General features: G+C 72.0%; 14 protein-coding genes and 1 pseudogene. 6 read left to right on the top strand and 9 right to left on the bottom strand.

Going from position 1 to position 15911, the window contains the following annotated elements; all coding sequences use genetic code 11:
• Positions 1 to 4 precede the first annotated feature (4 nt).
• Positions 5 to 1234 carry a PHB depolymerase family esterase gene (locus AB0F61_RS32530; protein ID WP_357817753.1) on the top strand — a complete coding sequence of 410 codons (1230 nt, stop codon included), beginning with the start codon at positions 5 to 7 and terminating at the stop codon, positions 1232 to 1234.
• A 112-nt stretch (positions 1235 to 1346) separates the two neighbouring features.
• Here the strand turns inward: AB0F61_RS32530 and AB0F61_RS32525 are convergent, their stop codons facing one another.
• From AB0F61_RS32525 to AB0F61_RS32515, 3 genes and pseudogenes are all read right to left on the bottom strand, one after another.
• Entirely contained in the window at positions 1347 to 1904 is a 558-nt protein-coding gene (locus AB0F61_RS32525) for an LLM class flavin-dependent oxidoreductase (RefSeq protein ID WP_357817728.1), read from the bottom strand.
• Between the two features lie 70 nt (positions 1905 to 1974).
• Positions 1975 to 2262, bottom strand: a pseudogene (locus AB0F61_RS32520) (LLM class flavin-dependent oxidoreductase); the annotation flags it as partial.
• Between the two features lie 65 nt (positions 2263 to 2327).
• Positions 2328 to 3227 carry a TIGR01777 family oxidoreductase gene (locus AB0F61_RS32515; RefSeq protein ID WP_357817725.1) on the bottom strand — a complete coding sequence of 300 codons (900 nt, stop codon included), beginning with the start codon at positions 3225 to 3227 and terminating at the stop codon, positions 2328 to 2330.
• A 321-nt stretch (positions 3228 to 3548) separates the two neighbouring features.
• Here AB0F61_RS32515 and AB0F61_RS32510 point away from each other — a divergent pair, with 321 nt between their 5' ends.
• On the top strand, positions 3549 to 4400 hold the full coding sequence (locus AB0F61_RS32510; RefSeq protein WP_357817722.1) for an NAD(P)H-binding protein: 852 nt from the start codon (positions 3549 to 3551) through the stop codon (positions 4398 to 4400).
• Positions 4401 to 4430: 30 nt separating this feature from the next.
• Here AB0F61_RS32510 and AB0F61_RS32505 read toward each other — a convergent pair whose 3' ends face one another.
• The gene (locus AB0F61_RS32505; RefSeq protein WP_357817720.1) at positions 4431 to 5429 is read right to left on the bottom strand and encodes an aldo/keto reductase; all 999 of its coding nucleotides are present in this window, start codon (positions 5427 to 5429) and stop codon (positions 4431 to 4433) included.
• A gap of 56 nt (positions 5430 to 5485) precedes the next feature.
• Here AB0F61_RS32505 and AB0F61_RS32500 point away from each other — a divergent pair, with 56 nt between their 5' ends.
• Positions 5486 to 5884, top strand: a complete 399-nt coding sequence (locus AB0F61_RS32500; protein ID WP_357817717.1) for a MerR family transcriptional regulator — start codon at positions 5486 to 5488, stop codon at positions 5882 to 5884.
• A gap of 4 nt (positions 5885 to 5888) precedes the next feature.
• Here the strand turns inward: AB0F61_RS32500 and AB0F61_RS32495 are convergent, their stop codons facing one another.
• Positions 5889 to 6392, bottom strand: coding sequence for a hemerythrin domain-containing protein (locus AB0F61_RS32495; protein WP_357817715.1), 504 nt, complete (start codon positions 6390 to 6392; stop codon positions 5889 to 5891).
• Between the two features lie 93 nt (positions 6393 to 6485).
• A complete protein-coding gene (locus tag AB0F61_RS32490; RefSeq protein WP_357817712.1) occupies positions 6486 to 7823 on the bottom strand; it encodes a low temperature requirement protein A in 1338 nt (445 codons plus the stop codon).
• A 154-nt stretch (positions 7824 to 7977) separates the two neighbouring features.
• Between AB0F61_RS32490 and AB0F61_RS32485 the strand changes: the two genes are divergently transcribed.
• Positions 7978 to 8913: an SDR family NAD(P)-dependent oxidoreductase gene (locus tag AB0F61_RS32485; protein WP_357817709.1), complete on the top strand. Its 936-nt coding sequence runs from the start codon at positions 7978 to 7980 to the stop codon at positions 8911 to 8913.
• A gap of 63 nt (positions 8914 to 8976) precedes the next feature.
• Here AB0F61_RS32485 and sucB read toward each other — a convergent pair whose 3' ends face one another.
• Both sucB and lpdA read right to left on the bottom strand, forming a co-directional pair.
• Entirely contained in the window at positions 8977 to 10806 is a 1830-nt protein-coding gene (sucB, locus tag AB0F61_RS32480; protein WP_357817706.1) for a 2-oxoglutarate dehydrogenase, E2 component, dihydrolipoamide succinyltransferase, read from the bottom strand.
• Positions 10807 to 10873: 67 nt separating this feature from the next.
• A complete protein-coding gene (lpdA, locus tag AB0F61_RS32475; RefSeq protein WP_357817703.1) occupies positions 10874 to 12265 on the bottom strand; it encodes a dihydrolipoyl dehydrogenase in 1392 nt (463 codons plus the stop codon).
• Positions 12266 to 12445: 180 nt separating this feature from the next.
• Here lpdA and AB0F61_RS32470 point away from each other — a divergent pair, with 180 nt between their 5' ends.
• Entirely contained in the window at positions 12446 to 12775 is a 330-nt protein-coding gene (locus tag AB0F61_RS32470) for a hypothetical protein (RefSeq protein ID WP_357817701.1), read from the top strand.
• A gap of 50 nt (positions 12776 to 12825) precedes the next feature.
• Here AB0F61_RS32470 and AB0F61_RS32465 read toward each other — a convergent pair whose 3' ends face one another.
• A complete protein-coding gene (locus tag AB0F61_RS32465) occupies positions 12826 to 14400 on the bottom strand; it encodes a leucyl aminopeptidase (RefSeq protein ID WP_357817698.1) in 1575 nt (524 codons plus the stop codon).
• Between the two features lie 162 nt (positions 14401 to 14562).
• Here AB0F61_RS32465 and gcvT point away from each other — a divergent pair, with 162 nt between their 5' ends.
• Positions 14563 to 15714, top strand: a complete 1152-nt coding sequence (gene gcvT, locus AB0F61_RS32460) for a glycine cleavage system aminomethyltransferase GcvT (protein WP_357817695.1) — start codon at positions 14563 to 14565, stop codon at positions 15712 to 15714.
• The last annotated feature ends 197 nt before the right edge of the window (positions 15715 to 15911 follow it).

The raw sequence follows: 15911 nt of genomic DNA, 5'->3' as shown, positions 1-15911 counted from the left end.
CGCCGTGCGCCGCTCCTCGTCCATCCTCACCCGGCTGATCGGCGTGGGCGCCGGGCTCGTCCTCGCCGCAGCCGGCGCGGTCGCCATCGCCGCACCCGCCCAGGCCGCGACCCTCACCCAGGTCACCGGGTTCGGCTCCAACCCGGGCAACCTCGCCATGTACGCCTACCGGCCGGACAACCTGCCGGCCAACTCCCCGGCCGTGGTGCTGCTGCACGGCTGCACGCAGACCGCTCCCGGCTACTTCGCTGGCTCCGGCTGGCAGAAGTACGCCGACCAGTGGAAGTTCTCCCTGATCGTCGCCCAACAGCCCTCCGGCAACAACGCCAACTCCTGCTTCAACTTCTTCGAGGCCGGCGACACCACTCGGGGTCAGGGCGAGGCGCTGTCCATCAAGCAGATGGTCGACCACGCCAAGGCGAACTTCGGTGTCGACGGCTCCCGGGTCTTCGTCAGCGGGTTGTCCGCGGGTGGGGCGATGAGCGCGGTCATGCTCGCCACGTACCCGGACGTCTTCGCCGCCGGATCGATCATCGCGGGCATCCCGTACCGCTGCGCCACCAGCATGGTCAACGCCTTCAGCTGCATGAATCCGGGTGCGGACAAGACCCCGGCCGCCTGGGGCGACCTGGTCCGGGGCGCGTACTCCGGCTACACCGGCCCGCGGCCCCGCGTGGCCATCTGGCACGGCACCTCGGACACGACCGTCACCCCGTTCAACGGCACCGAGTCCCGCGACCAGTGGACGAACGTGCGCGGTCTCTCGCAGACCCCGACCAGTTCGTCGTCGCTGCCGGCCAACACGAGCCTGGAGGTGTACGGCAACGACGAGGTGCGGCTGTACCGGGTCGCCGGCATGGGTCACGGCACCCCGGTCGACCCGGGTTCCGGGGCCGACCAGTGCGGCACCGCCGGGGCGTACTTCCTCGACACCATCTGCTCGACGTACCGCGACGCGCTCTTCTTCGGCCTGAACGGCGGCGGCACCACCCCGACCCCGACACCTACGGCCACAGCCACGGCCACCCCGACCCCCACGCCCACCGCGACGCCCACCACGCCCCCCGTTTGCGTGACGGCCAGCAACTACGCCCACGTGGCGGCCGGCCGGGCCTACCAGTCCGGCGGCTACGCCTACGCGAACGGCTCCAACCAGCGGATGGGCCTCTACAACACCTTCTACACGAGCGCCCTCAAGCAGACGGCCCCCAACTACTGGGTGATCGGCTGCTGACCCCCCACCCTCCTTGCCCCCGTTGATCAAGAGGTTTGCGTCATCCGGAAGCCGGAATCCGACGCAAACTTCTTGATCAATGGGGCGTTGGGGCGGAGGGGAGGGGGCGGGTTTAGGGCAGTCGGGCCAGGACCGGTGCGAGCGGATCCAGCGCGTCGACGCGGACCACGAACCGGGTCACCCCCCAGCGCTGTTCGTGCGCGGCGATTGCCGTGATGATCTCGTCCACCGTGCCGATCAGCACGAACGGGGTGGCCAGCAGCTCGGCGACGGTCATGCCGTTGCGTCGGGCCTGCTCCGCGGCGGCAGCCTCCGCGTCGTCGGTGACCACCACCGTCTGCACCAGCGCCTCCAGCGCCGGCGGGTCGGTCCGGCCGGCCGCGCCGGCGGCCACGCAGGCCAACTGCGCCTCGATCTGGTCGGCCCGCCAGCGCGCCTCGTGCTGGTGGCCGTCGGCGAGGGTACGTCCGAACCCGGTCAGCCCGACCACGTCGGCGTGCGCGCCGGCCCATCGCAGCAGCGTCGAGTTGGCCGTGCCCATCGTCAGCGGGATCCGGCCCTGCACCGGCCGGGGTGCGCGCAGCACCGCCTCGCGCATCGTCAGCTCGGCCGATTCGACGGTGACCGACGCGCCGTCGAGCAGGGCGCGGACGGCCTCGGCGACAGCCAATGCAACGGCGGACCCGGCCTGCCACGTCGGGGCGTTCCCGGCCCACCGCGCGCCATTCCGCAGGGGTGTGACCGGCGCCGACACCGAGCCGGGCCCGGCCACCGGAGATCAGGTCGAGGGTGGCCACGTCGGCCGCGAGCAGCATCGGTTCCCGTACGCCGAGGTTCGACACGTACGAACCGAGCCCGATCGTCGAGGTGACCGGGGCGGCGGCGGCCAGCGCCACGAACGGTGACGTCACGTCGCCGGGGTGGTCGGCGGCGAGCAGGGCGTCGAAGCCGGCGCTCTCGGCCCGGCGGGCGAGCTCGGCCCAGCTCGCCGCGTCGGTCGGGGTGGCCTGGAGGGAGAAGATTGCCATTGGTCCAGCATCGGCCCACCGGTGACCGGCTGGCCGCCGATTCTGCGGAGGGCCGAACCACCTGGTCAGGTGGTGAGGGCGGCGTGCAGGGCCGCTGGGAGAGTCGGGTGGTGGTACGGGTAGGCGGCTTGGGTCAGGGCTCCGGGGAGGACTCGGGTGCTGGTGAGGGCCTCGTGGGCGAAGCCGCCGAGGGCCACCTTGAGGGCCAGCGCGGGGATCGGGATGATCGCCGGCCGGTGTAGTTGCCGGGCCAGCTCGCGGGTGAACTCGGCGTTGGTGACCGGGTTCGGACCCACCACGTTGACCGGGCCGGCGATGTCGTCGCGTTCCAGCAGGAAGCGGGTCGCGTCCAGCCAGTCGGCCATCGAGATCCACGGCAGCCACTGCCGGCCGCTGCCCAGCCGGCCGGCGATGCCCAGCTTGAACGGCAGCAGTTGCGGCTTGAGCAGCCCACCGTCGCGGTGCAGGGGCAGGCCGGTGCGCAGCCGGACCACCCGTACCCCGGCGTCCTCGGCCGGCCTGGTCGCGGCCTCCCACACCCGGCAGACGTCGGCCAGGAAGCCCTCGCCGGCCGGCGCGTCCTCCTCGACGGCCCGGTCGCCGGTATTGCCGTACCAACCCACGGCCGAGGAGTTGAGCAGCGCCCGGGGCCGGTCCGCGGCCGGAAGCCCGGCGATGGTGGTTGCGAGCGTGGCGGTGCTGTCCACCCGGCTGGTCCTGATCAACCGCCGGTAGTTGTCGTCCCAGCGCTTGTCGCCGACGCCTGCGCCGGCCAGGTTGACCACCGCGTCCGCCTCGGCGGCCACGGCCGGGTCGAGCTGCCCGGCGGCGGGGTCCCAGCGTCGCTCCCCGGGGTCGCGGGTGGGCCGACGGACCAGCCGGGTGATCTGGTGCCCGTCCGCCGTGAGCCGTTCGGCCAGCCGGGTGCCGAGAAAGCCGGACGCGCCGGCCAGGAGGATGCGCATACCCCCATCTTCGTCCAGAACGTCGCCGACGGATGCGTGGGGCGACCGGACGTCACCGGCTGCGGGACGCACGGCCGAAGAAATCTGCGGCCACCAAGCGTGCGACGCGGAAAACGCAGGTCAACGGGCCTCGCGGGGCCAAAAAAAGCTACCGCGCGCCTTCGGCGGTCAGCGCGTTTCCGCAGGTCAGAGCAAACGTGAATGCGGTGTTCGCGATTGCTTCGCGCATCGAGCTGGCTGACCATGAGTCAACCGAGAGCGCCCCCGAATGGCGGGGTCGACTCGCCGTGCCCACCGTCGGGCGATCCCGGAGGAGGAACCATGCCGATTTTGGTGACCGGAGCGACCGGGACGGTCGGAGGCAGCGTGGTCCGGCAACTGGTGAGCGCCGGCCACGACGTGCGCGCACTGACCCGCGATCCCGCGTCGCCGGCGGCCACCGCGCTGCCCGGTCGGGTGGAGGTGGTGGCGGGCGACTTCGCCAGGCCCCACACGCTGGTTCCGGCGCTGCGCGGCGTGACGCGCATGCACCTGGTCGCGATGGACGGGTACGGGCCGCTGACCACCGGTGCGGAGGTCCTGGAGTTGGCCCGACAGGCCGGCGTCCGCCGGGTCACCCATCTCGGCCACAACGATCCGAGCCGGGCGGACGACGACCCGATCGAGGCACCCCACCGGCCCCTGCACCGGGCCGTCGAGAACTCGGGCCTGGAGTGGACGCACGTCTTTCCGGGCGAGTTCATGGCGAACACCCGTGAGTGGGCGGCCGGTATCCGCACCGAGGGGGTGGTGCGGGCGCCGTTCGGGGACTGGAGCAGCGCACTGGTCCACGAGGCGGACATCGCCGCGGTCATCGTGGCCGCGCTGACACAGGACGGCCACGCCGGCCGCGTCTACCAGCCGACCGGGCCGGAGCCGGTCCGCCGCCGGGACGCGGTCCGGATGATCGGCCAGGCGATCGGCCGCCCGGTGCGCTTCGACGAGCTGACCCCGGAGCAGGCCCGCGAGTACTGGAAGGGCCACTACCCGACCGAGGTGATCGAGTGGTTCCTGGAGATGGGGCGTTATCCCGACGGCAGCGGCTGGGTCTCCCCGGACGTCGAGCAGGTGACCGGACGCCCCGGGCGCACGTTCCGGCAGTGGGCCGCCGAGCACGCGGACGACTTCCGGTGACGGCGCCCGGGGCGAGGGAACCTCCGGCGGTCAGGCCGCGTGGGCCGGGCGCAGGTCGGCGAGCAGTCGCTCCACCTCGGCGTACGCCTCTGCGCTCAGCGGGCCGAGGGTCAAGGTGGCGAGGTTCTCGTCGGCCTGAGCCACCGTGCGCAGGCCCGGGATCGGCACGGTACGCGGGCTACGCGCCAGCAGCCAGCCGAGCGCGCCCTGCGCGAGGGTTCGCCCGTCGGCGGTGAGCGCCGCCCGGACCTGGTCCACCCGGGCCGCCCAGCGCGGCGTCGGCCGGCCATCGGTGAACCAGTCCAGCCACTCCGGCGCCCGCCCGCGCACGTCGTCCGCCCCGACCGCCCGGGTCGACCCGGTGAGCAGGCCCATCGCCAGCGGGCCGCGGTTGAGGCTGGCCAGGTCGTGGCTCTCGCAGACCGCCAGCACCGCCGCGTTGTCGCGCAGCACCGACTCGTCGTGCTGGATCGCCGCGCAGTGCCGCCCGGCGGCCGCGAACGCCTCCGCCGAGGCGGGGTTGTCGGTGCTCCAGCCGTACGCCCGGATCTTGCCCTCGTCGACCAGAGCCTCCAGGGTGTCGACCAGGTCGAGCGCGGCGGGCACCGGCAGCTCGTTGATGTGCAGTTGGTACAGGTCGACGTGATCGGTGCCGAGCCGGCGCAGCGAGTCTTCCAGGCTGCGGACCGCGAACGCCGGGCTGGCGTCGGTGCCGAGCGCCCGCCGGGTGGCCTCCTCGCTGACGTTGCCGAACTTGGTGGCGATCACCGCGCCGTCCCGCCGGCCGGCCAGGGCTCGCCCGAGGATCCGCTCACTGTGCCCGGCACCGTAGTTGCTGGCCGTGTCGAACAGGGTCACCCCGAGATCGAGCGCCCGGTGGATGGTGCGGATCGACTCGTCGTCGTCCACCTCGCCCCAGCCGAACGGCTGCCGGCCGTCGCCCCAGAGCGGCCCGCCGATCGCCCAGCACCCCATCCCGATGGCGCTCACCGTGATGCCGCTGCGTCCCAGCGTCCGTGTCGTCGTCATGGTCATCAGCCTCCAACCTGGAGCGCGCTCCAGGTCAAGCACTACGATCTCGCGACATGAGCGGTTACGCCCCCTCGGAGGCCGCCCGCCGCAGCGGCTTCAGCCTGGACACCCTGCGGTACTACGAGAAGATCGGCCTGCTCGCCGACGTGGAGCGGACGGCGGGCGGGCAGCGGGTCTTCACCGACGACGACCTCGGCTGGCTGGTGCTGTTCCGCTGCCTGCGCGACACCGGGATGCCGATCGCGCAGATGCGCCGCTACGCGGAGCTGGCCCGCGAAGGTGAGCACACCGCAGACGAGCGGCGTGAGCTGCTGCACCACCACGCGGTGCGGGTCGAGGAGCAGATGCGCCTGCTCCAACGCCAGTACGACCACCTCCGCGAGAAGATCCGCTTCTACGAGCGGCTGCCCGAGCCGGTGGCGGAGGCCGAGCAGGCCACCGCCACCGGCTGAGCCGTCACTCGCTCACGTGCGGTGGCGCGGCCAGGCCGAGAAGCTCCTCGGCGGTCCCCGACCGGCCGGTGAGGGCGTTGAGCGCGCCGACCAACCGCTTCTCCTCGTAGCGGAAGTGCGATTCCAGCAGCGCGGCCAAACCGTCCAGCTCGGCGCGTAGCTCGGTGCGCGGTACCGCCGTGTCGCCGGTGAGCAGTGCCTCGACCCGCTCCAGGATCCCCGCCACCACCTCGTGGTCGGTGATCAGGTTCGCGATGACCGGGCGCAGCTCGGGGACCTGCTCGGCCAGCAGCCCGAACGCGCCCGTGTCCTCACCGGTGTGGTGTCGGCCGAGCGCGGCGCAGAAGGTCAGGCAGTGTGCCCGCAGGTCCCGGGACGCCCGCGCGTCGCCCGCGGTGTCGAGGCTGGCCCGCAGACGGGCCAGTTCCGCGCTGAGCCAGAGGTGGATTTCGATCATCTGATTGCCGACGGCGGCGAGCCGGCCGGCGGGTGAATTGCTCGGGTGCACGTTTTATCCCATGCTGTCCCCGCGCCTCCATGCCCACGGCGGCCTTCGTGCCGGGTGCACCGCGACGCTGCGCCGGAGTCTATCCCCAGCCGGTCACGGGGTGGTCGGCTCGTCGCTCTCCCGCACGTCGTGCCAGCGGGCACGCCAGGCGGCCTCGTGGGCCTCGTGGGTGGTGCGCTCCTGGAAGACGGCCGCCCGTAGCGCGTGCCGGGAACCCGACATCGTCAGCACCTCGACGGCCACCAGCCCCACGCAGATCACTGTCGCGAGGGTGAGCGCCCCCAACGCCGGCAGGTGTTGACCGACCGGCAGGGCGGCCGTCAGCACCACGATGACGCCGATCCTGGTCCAGGTGACGGTGTGCAGCGTCCGTAGCTGGAACAGCATGTTGACGGCGAAGTAGCAGATCAACCCGCCGAACAGCATCGGCACGGCCGGACCCTCGATCCGCTCGGCGATCCCGCCGGCCGGATCGGTGATCTTGTGCAGGATCTCCTCGTTGCCGATCGAGAAGAGGATCACCCCGGCGATCATCGGCAGGTACAGGTACGCGTACGCGTCGCGGGCCATGGCCACCCGGGGGCCACCCTCCGCCGCGTGCAGGGCGATCCGGGCGGCCGGCGCGATGAAGTCGAAGTGCGCCCACCAGAGCGCGGCCGTGATCACGATGCCGAGCGCCGCGGCCGCCACCGCCGGCCAGGTCACCGGCTTGCCGAGCAGATTGCCGCCCACACCTGTGGAGATGATGGACTCGCCCAACGCGATGATCAGAATGAGGTCGTAGCGCTCCGTCCAGTGCTCGGCGCTTGTCACACCCCAGCCCCAGGTGCCGACGATGAAGCCTGTCGCGTACTGCACCACCACCACGGAGATCCACAGCCCGTCGCGGACCATGGCGGCCTGGTCCGGGTCGGTGATCTGCGGCGGGATCAACGCGGCGGCCAGCAGCAGCACGATGCTCACCGCCAACTCCGGGGCGAAGCGCCGTAGCTGCCGCCGCTCCTGCGGGCTGTCCTTCACCACGTGCTGATAGAGGATCATGTGGACCGCCCGGACCACGACGTAGCTGATGGCCACCAGCATCGGGCCGCCGGCGCTCCCCCTCGGGTCGCTGAACGCCTGCGGCAGCGCCAGCGCGAACGCGAACAGGGCCACCATGGCGATCACCATGAGCACCGGTACGTAGCCCTCGCCGAGCCGGACCCGGGTGGCGACCAGGCTGTGCACCACCCAGATCCACCAGAGCACGGCGAGCACCAGACCGGCGTGCAGCAGCTGTCGGCCGGAGATGTTGGCGGCGGTCGCCCGGGTGATGATGAAGAACGAGAAGACGAAGACCAGGTCGAAGAAGACCTCGAACTTGTCCACCCGGGCACCGGGGGCGATCGGGACGGCTGGTCCCAGTTGTCCACCCCGCCGGTAGCCGCCCACGGTCCCACTCTGGCAGCGTCCGGCCTGGTCGAAGGCACGAACGGCAATGGCGGCGCGGCCGAGCGTTACCTCTGGCCCCGGCCGGGAAAACGCCCTGACTACGGCCTCCGGCAGCGGGCCGGCCGGTCCGACCCACCCTGGACAAGGATGGATCATGACGACGAAGAACCCGATCACCACTTCATTCGCCCATACCTCCACGGCCATGGACGTGATCCGGGGCGTGGACCTCGTCGGCCGGCGGGCGATCGTCACCGGCGGATCGTCAGGTATCGGCGTGGAGACCGCCCGTGCCCTGGCCAGCGCCGGCGCGGAGGTCACCCTGGCCGTCCGCAACCCCGACGCCGGCCAGCAGGCCGCCGACGACATCACCGGCACCACCGGCAACGACCGGGTCATGGTCGCGCCGCTCGACCTCGCCGACCAGGGGTCCGTCGCGGACTTCGTCGCCAACTGGGACGGCCCGCTGCACATCCTGGTCAACAACGCCGGCATCATGGCCGCGCCCCTGAGCCGGACTCCGCAGGGCTGGGAGATGCAGTTCGCCACCAACCACCTGGGGCACTTCGCGCTCGCCACCGGGCTGCGTCCGGCGCTCGCGGCCGCCGACGGGGCCCGGATCGCCTCGGTCAGCTCCGCAGCCCACCTGCGCTCACCCGTGGTCTTCGAGGACATCCAGTACGACAAGCGGGAGTACGAGCCGTGGCAGGCGTACGGGCAGTCCAAGACGGCGAACGTGCTGTTCGCCGTGGAGGCGAGCCGCCGCTGGGCCGACGACGGCATCATGGCGAACTCGCTGATGCCCGGCGCGATCCGGACCAACCTGCAGCGCTACGTCAGCCAGGAGGAACTGGACCGGCTGCGTGCGGGCAACGCGGCGGCCTGGAAGACAGTCGAGCAGGGCGCCGCCACCTCGGTGCTGGTCGCCGCGTCGCCGCTGCTCGACGGCGTGGGTGGGCGCTACTTCGAGGACTGTCAGGAGGCCGCCCCCGCCCAGCCCGGCGGGCGGACGGGAGTCGCGGCGTACGCGCTGGACCCGGAGGCCGCCGAGCGGCTCTGGAAGGTCTCGACCGACCTGCTCAAGGGCTGAGGCACACCCGCCGAAAAGGCGCCCCAGTCGACGACCGGGGCGCCTTTTCGGCGTTGCGTGGGATCAGGACAGGCCCAGCTCCGACTCGAAGTTGCCGGCCTCCAGCCGCTCCTTGACCGCGGTCAGGAAGCGAGCGGCGTCGGCACCGTCGATCAGCCGGTGGTCGTAGGACATGGCCAGGTAGACCATCGACCGGATCGCGACGACCTCGCCCAGCTCCGGGTCGTTGACCACGACCGGCCGCTTGACCACGGCACCCGTGCCGAGCATCGCCGACTGCGGCGACGGCACGATCGGGGTGTCGAAGAGCGCGCCCCGGCTGCCCGTGTTGGTCAGCGTGAAGGTCGCCCCGGCCATCTCGTCCGGGGTGATCTTGTTGGCCCGGCTGCGCTCGGCCAGGTCGGCGATCCGCTTGGCGATGCCGCCCATGTTGAGCTCACCAGCGTTGTGGATGACCGGCACGAGCAGCCCGCGCTCGGTGTCCACGGCGACGCCCAGGTGCTCGGCTGCCGGGTAGGTGATCGTGCCACCCTCCAGGTCCATGCTGGCCTGGATGATCGGGTGCGTCTGGAGCGCCTCGATGGCGGCGAGCGCGAAGAACGGCAGGAAGGACAGCTTCACGCCGTGCTTGGCCTGGAACGACTCCTTCGCCCGCGTCCGCAGCTTGGCGACCCGGGTGACGTCCACCTCGACCACGGTGGTGAGCTGGGCCGTCTCGTGCAGCGACTGCTGCATCCGCTTGGCGATTGTCGCCCGGATGCGCGGCAGCTTCTCGGTGGTGCCCCGCTTGCTGCTCGGCTGCGGCTTCGCGGCCGGCTTGGCCGGGGCCGCGGCGGCGGCAGCGGGAGCGGCCGCCGGAGCCGGAGCGGCCTTGGCGGCCTTCGCCTTCTCGGCCGCGTCGAGGACGTCCTGCTTGCGGATCCGGCCACCCACGCCGGTGCCGTTGAGCGAGGACAGGTCGACGCCGTGCTCACCGGCCAGCTTGCGCACCAGCGGCGTGACGTACCCGGCGGCCTCCTCGCCACCGCCCGGTGCCGGGGCGGACGGGCGCGGCGGCGTTGCGGCCGGCGCGGCCGGCTGGGCGGCCTGCTCGGTCTTCGCCGGCTGCGCCGAACTCTCGGTCTCCGCCGCCGGCTCGTTGTACGACATGCCCGGCGTCGGCTCCACGGTCTTCGGCTCGGCCTTCGGCGCCGGCTTGGCCTCCGCCTTCGGCTGGGGCTTCGGCTCGGGCTTGGCCGGCGCGGGGGCCGCGCCGGCAACGCCGATGATCGCCAGGTCGGCGCCGACCGCGGCGGTCTCGTCCTCGGCGACCTTGATCTCCAGCACGGTGCCGGCGACCGGCGACGGGATCTCGGTGTCGACCTTGTCGGTGGAGACCTCCAGCAGCGGCTCGTCGACCTCGATGGTCTCGCCGACCTGCTTGAGCCAGCGGGTGACCGTACCCTCGGTGACGCTCTCACCCAGGGCCGGCATCTTCACCGCGGTGCCCTCGCCCGACGAGGCGGCGGCCGGAGCCGGCGCCTCGGTCGGGGCCTCGTCCTGGGCCACCTCGTCGGCGGTGCCCTCGGCGGCGGCCGTCGGCTCGGTAACCGGCTCGACCGACTCGGCCGGGGCCTGCTCCTGCGGGGCGGCCTCGCCGCCGCCGGTCGACTCGCCCTCACCGGCGATGACCGCCAGCTCGCTGCCGACCTCGGCGGTCTCGTCCTCGCCGACCACGATCCGGCTCAGCACGCCCGCAGCGGGCGACGGGATCTCGGTGTCGACCTTGTCGGTCGAGACCTCGAGCAGGGGCTCGTCGACCTCGACCGTGTCGCCCTCCTGCTTGAGCCAGCGAGTGACGGTGCCCTCGGTGACGCTCTCGCCGAGCCGGGGCATGGTGACCGATACCGGCATTTTCTGAGACTCCTTCATTCCCCTGGTGGGATCTTCGCCCGTCGCCGGACGCCGCGGTTGTGGATGATCAGGCGTGCGCGTGCAGCGGCTTGCCGGCGAGGGCCAGGTGCGCCTCGCCCAGGGCCTCGTTCTGGGTCGGGTGGGCGTGCACGAGCTGGGCGACCTCCGCCGGGTAGGCCTCCCAGTTGTAGATGAGCTGAGCCTCACCGATCAGCTCACCCACCCGGGCGCCGACCATGTGCACACCGACCACCGGGCCGTCCTCGACCCGGACCAGCTTCACGAAGCCGGTGGTCTTGAGGATCTGGCTCTTGCCGTTGCCGCCGAGCGGGTAGTTGTACGCCTGGACCTTGTCGGCGCCGTACTGCTCCTTGGCCTTCGCCTCGGTGAGACCCACCGACGCCAGCTCCGGGTCGCAGTAGGTGACCCGCGGGATGCCTACCTCGTCGATCACGGCCGGGGTCTGCCCGGCGATCTCCTCGGCGACGAAGATGCCCTGCTGGAAGCCCCGGTGAGCGAGCTGGAGGCCGGGCACGATGTCGCCGACCGCGTAGACGTTCGGCACGCTCGTGCGCAGCCGCTCGTCGGTGAGCACGTAGCCGCGGTCCATCTTGACGCCCTGCTCCTCGTACCCGAGGTTGGCGGTGTTCGGGCCGCGACCCACAGCGACCAGCAGCAGCTCGGCCTCGACGGTCTCGCCGCCCTGAATGGTCAGCTTGACGCCGTTCTCGGTCTTCTCGACCTTCTCGAACGGCTTGCCGACCTTGAAGTTGATCTTCCGCTTGCGGAACGCCCGCTCCAGCGCCTTGGACGACTCCTCGTCCTCGGCGGCGACCAGCCGGGGCAGCGCCTCGACGATCGTCACGTCCGCGCCGAAGGACTTCCACACGCTCGCGAACTCGACGCCGATCACGCCGCCGCCGAGCACGATCACCGACGACGGGACCCGGTCCAGGGTCAGGGCGTGGTCGCTGGTGATGATCCGCTCGCCGTCGACCTCCAGGCCGGGCAGGCTCTTGGCGTACGAGCCGGAGGCCAGGATCAGGTTGCGGCCGGTGTAACGCTTGCCGTCGACCTCGACCACGTTCTTACCGACCAGCTTGCCCGCGCCGGCCACGAAGGTGATGTTCTTCGAACCGCCCACCAGACCCTGCAGGCCCTTGTACAGGCGGGAGATCACACCGTCCTTGTACGAGTTGACCCCGGCCATGTCGACGCCGACCAGCTCGGCCTTCACACCGAACTGCTCCGACTCGCGCGTCTGGTCGGCGATCTCGGCCGCGTGCAGCAGCGCCTTCGTCGGGATGCAGCCGTTGTGCAGGCAGGTCCCGCCGAGCTTGCCCTTTTCGATAAGCGCGACCGACAGGTCCAGCTGGGCGGCGCGCAGCGCCGCCGCGTAACCGCCGCTGCCACCTCCGAGGATGACGATGTCGAAGGTCGCTTCGTTCGGCTCGCTCACGTCCAACTCCCAGGTCGCGTCACTGCATCGGGGGTCACGGGGGTGTAACACAGACACACCCCACCTCGGTCATCTTGTCACCACCGGGCACAGGGTGCGTACCGAGGTGCCCAACGACACGTCATCGACACGTACCCTTGGCACCGTTGTCGATGACGTGTCGGTTGGGGGAGAAGTCCGGTGGGGTTGTTCCGGCGCCGCAAACAGACGGCTGTGTCGAGCCGTGACCGTGCCGCCGATCGTGGCGACCTGGACCATCTGGAGAACTTCATCCGGAGCCGGCGTGGCGTCGAGGCGTTCATCGAGCCCCGGACGACGGTGACGGAGACCACCGTCATCCTGATCGCCGACGACGGGGAGTGGACCCGGCGGCGCATCGACGGCCCGGACGGCGCGCGGCGCTTCGCGTACCGGATGGGCATCCCGGTCTACGACGTCCGGTTGATGGGCTACCCGCAGCGGATGCGCGACTTCAACGAACGGCGTAAACGCCGCCCCGAGCGGTACTGAACGCGACCGGGGCGCCCTCCAGGAGGAGGACGCCCCGGGTCGACAGACCGTCAGCCGTTGGCGGCGACGTCCTCGACGAGCTGCACGAGCATGCGGACCGGAACGCCGGTGCCGCCCTTGGTCCAGTAGCCGGTCGCCTCGCCCGAGTGGTAGCTCGGCCCGGCGATGTCGATGTGCGCCCAGGCCACGTCGTCGGTCACGAACTCGCGCAGGAACACCCCGCCCTGCAACATGTGCCCGGCCCGGTCCATCCCGGCGTTCACCTGCGAGATGTCCGCCACATCGGACTCCATGCCCTTGCGCACGTCGTCGGGCAGCGGCATCGGCCAGGCGGGCTCGCCGACGGCGTCGCCGACCGCCTGGACCCGCTCGCACAGCTCCGGAGTGCCCATCACGCCCGCCACCCGCTTGCCCAGCGCGACCACCTGGCCGCCGGTGAGGGTGGAGGTCTCGAACAGGTAGTCGGTGCCGTCCTCGCAGGCGCGAGCCATCGCGTCGCCCAGGATCATCCGGCCCTCGGCGTCGGTGTTGAGCACCTCGACCCGCTTGCCGTTGTACATGGTGATCACGTCACCCGGCCGGTAGCTGGTGCCCGACGGCATGTTCTCCGCCATCGGCAGGTAGGCGCTGACCGCCACCGCCGGCTTCAGCGCGGCGACCGCCAGCATGGCCGCGCCCACCGCGGCCGCGCCGCCCATGTCGGACTTCATCTCCCACATGCCCTGCGCCGGCTTGATCGAGATGCCACCGGTGTCGAAGGTGATGCCCTTGCCGACGAGCGCGACCCGCTTGCCGTTGCCGCCGTCCTGCGGCGTGTAGGTGAGCTTCACCAGCCGGGGCGGGGCCTCCGAGCCCTGCCCGACCGCGACGATGCCGCCGTAACCGCCGGCGGCGAGCGCCGCCTCGTCAAGCACCTCGACGCCGAGGCCCGCGTCCCGGGCGGCGTCGGCGACCGCGTCGGCGAACGACGGCGGACGCAACTCGTTCGGAGCGGTGTTCACCCAGTCCCGGGTGAGCCGGACCGCACCCGCCACCACCTGCGCCCGGGTGACCTCCGCCTGGGCGCCCGCGTCGCCCGCGTCCGGCACCGCGATGAGCACCTCGGTCACCGGCTCCCGCCGGGTCGGCTGCGGGCGGGTCTTGTAGCCGGCGAACCGGTACCCACCGAGCAGCGCGCCCTCGGCCACCGCGCGCAGCTCAGCCGACGCGTCCGCGTCGTCCGGCAGCGGCAGGGACAGCGCGACCTTCGGAGCGCCGGCCAGGGCCCGGATCGCCGAACCGGCGGCCCGACGCAACGTCTCCGGGGCCGGAGCGGCCCCCGACGGCTCCGGGCCGAGCCCCACCGCGGCGACCAGCGGGGCGGTCACGGTGCCCAGCGTGGCCAGCTTGATGACCTCACCCGGCCCACCGGTCGCGCCCAGCAAAGCCAGCGTCTCGGTCAGCTTGCCGTCGAACGCGGCGGCGATGCTCTCCGCGCCACTGGCGAGCAGCAGGGTGCCGGCGAGGCCGCTGGTGGCGCCCTGCTCTCCGGTCTGGCTGTGCACGCCGATCACGATCGCGTCGACGGCGAGCTCGGCCGGGTCGGTGTCGACCAGGCTCAGGTTGGTCGTGCGGGGTGATGTCACTGAAGCTACTCCGGGCGGGCCGGGCCGGTCGCGGCGTCGCGTACCAGCGGTGAAGGTCTCCGGCGGAACCTACCCGCCGAACGTCATGGCTGTCCCGCCGACAGCGCCAGCGGGTTCCCGCCGATGCTAACCAGCGACCCTGCCCCCGGTAAGTTGCCACCCATGACCGACGTGACCTTCGACGCCGCCGCGACCCGGCTGCGCCGTTCCCCGCTGCACGAGCGGCACATCGCCGCCGGCGCCAAGTTCGCCCCCTTCGGGGGCTGGGAGATGCCGCTGGAGTACGCCGGCGGCGGAGTGCTCAAGGAGCACACCGCGGTGCGTACCGCGGTCGGGGTCTTCGACGTGTCGCACCTCGGCAAGGCCCGGGTGAGTGGCCCCGGCGCCGCCGACTTCGTCAACTCCTGCCTCAGCAACGACCTGGGCCGGATCGGTCCGGGCCGGGCGCAGTACACGCTCTGCTGCGACGACGCCACCGGCGGGGTGGTGGACGACATCATCGCCTACCTGTACGCCGACGACCACGTCTTCCTCATCCCGAACGCGGCGAACACCGCGGAGGTGGTGCGCCGGTTGCGCGCCGCCGCCCCCGCGCAGGTCACCGTCACCGACGAGCACGAGGGGTACGCCGTGCTTGCCGTGCAGGGCCCTCGCTCGGGCGAGTTGCTGGCCGCCCTCGACCTGCCCACCGAGCACGGCTACATGAGCTTCTCCGCGGCGAGCCTGGCCGGGGTGGAGGCGAGCCTGGCCGGGGTGGAGTTGACCGTCTGCCGCACCGGCTACACGGGCGAGCTGGGATACGAGCTGGTGGTGCCGGCGGAGCACGCGGTGACCGTCTGGGACGCGCTGTTCGCCGCGGGGGAGGCGTTCGAGCTGCGCGCCTGCGGGCTGGCCGCCCGGGACACGCTGCGTACCGAGATGGGGTACCCGCTGCACGGGCAGGACCTCTCGACGGAGATCACCCCGGTGCAGGCCCGCTCGGGCTGGGCCGTCGGTTGGGACAAGCCGGCCTTCTGGGGCCGCGACGCGCTGCTCGCCGAGAAGGCCGCCGGCCCCCGGCGTACGCTGCGCGGTCTGGTCGCCGTCGACCGGGCCATTCCGCGCCCCGGGATGACCCTGCACCTGGGCGACCGGCAGGTCGGCGAGGTGACAAGTGGCACCTTCTCGCCGACCCGCAAGCAGGGCATCGCGCTGGCCCTGCTGGACACCGACGCCAACCTGTCCGAAGGCGACGAGGTCGAGATCGACATCCGGGGCCGCCGAGCCCGCCTGACCGTAACCAAGCCCCCCTTCGTAACCCCCTCGGTGAAGTAACCCCCCACCCACCGCCCACCCCCACCCCACCCCCCTCCCCGCCTCTCCGGCGTCGATCATGAGGTTGGCGGGGCCGTTGGAGATCAACGCCCCCGTTAACCTCACACCCGGCCACCGCGGTCATCCTGGCCGCGTACCGGGGCCGGGAGGAGCCGGCCGTCGAGCTGATCGACGCCTTGGCGAAGGAGGCCGAAACG

Origin of the sequence: Micromonospora sp. NPDC023888, assembly GCF_040639415.1 — a bacterium.
In the GTDB taxonomy this organism is placed as follows: Bacteria; Actinomycetota; Actinomycetes; order Mycobacteriales; family Micromonosporaceae; genus Micromonospora.
This window is presented reverse-complemented; position numbering and strand designations above follow the sequence as displayed.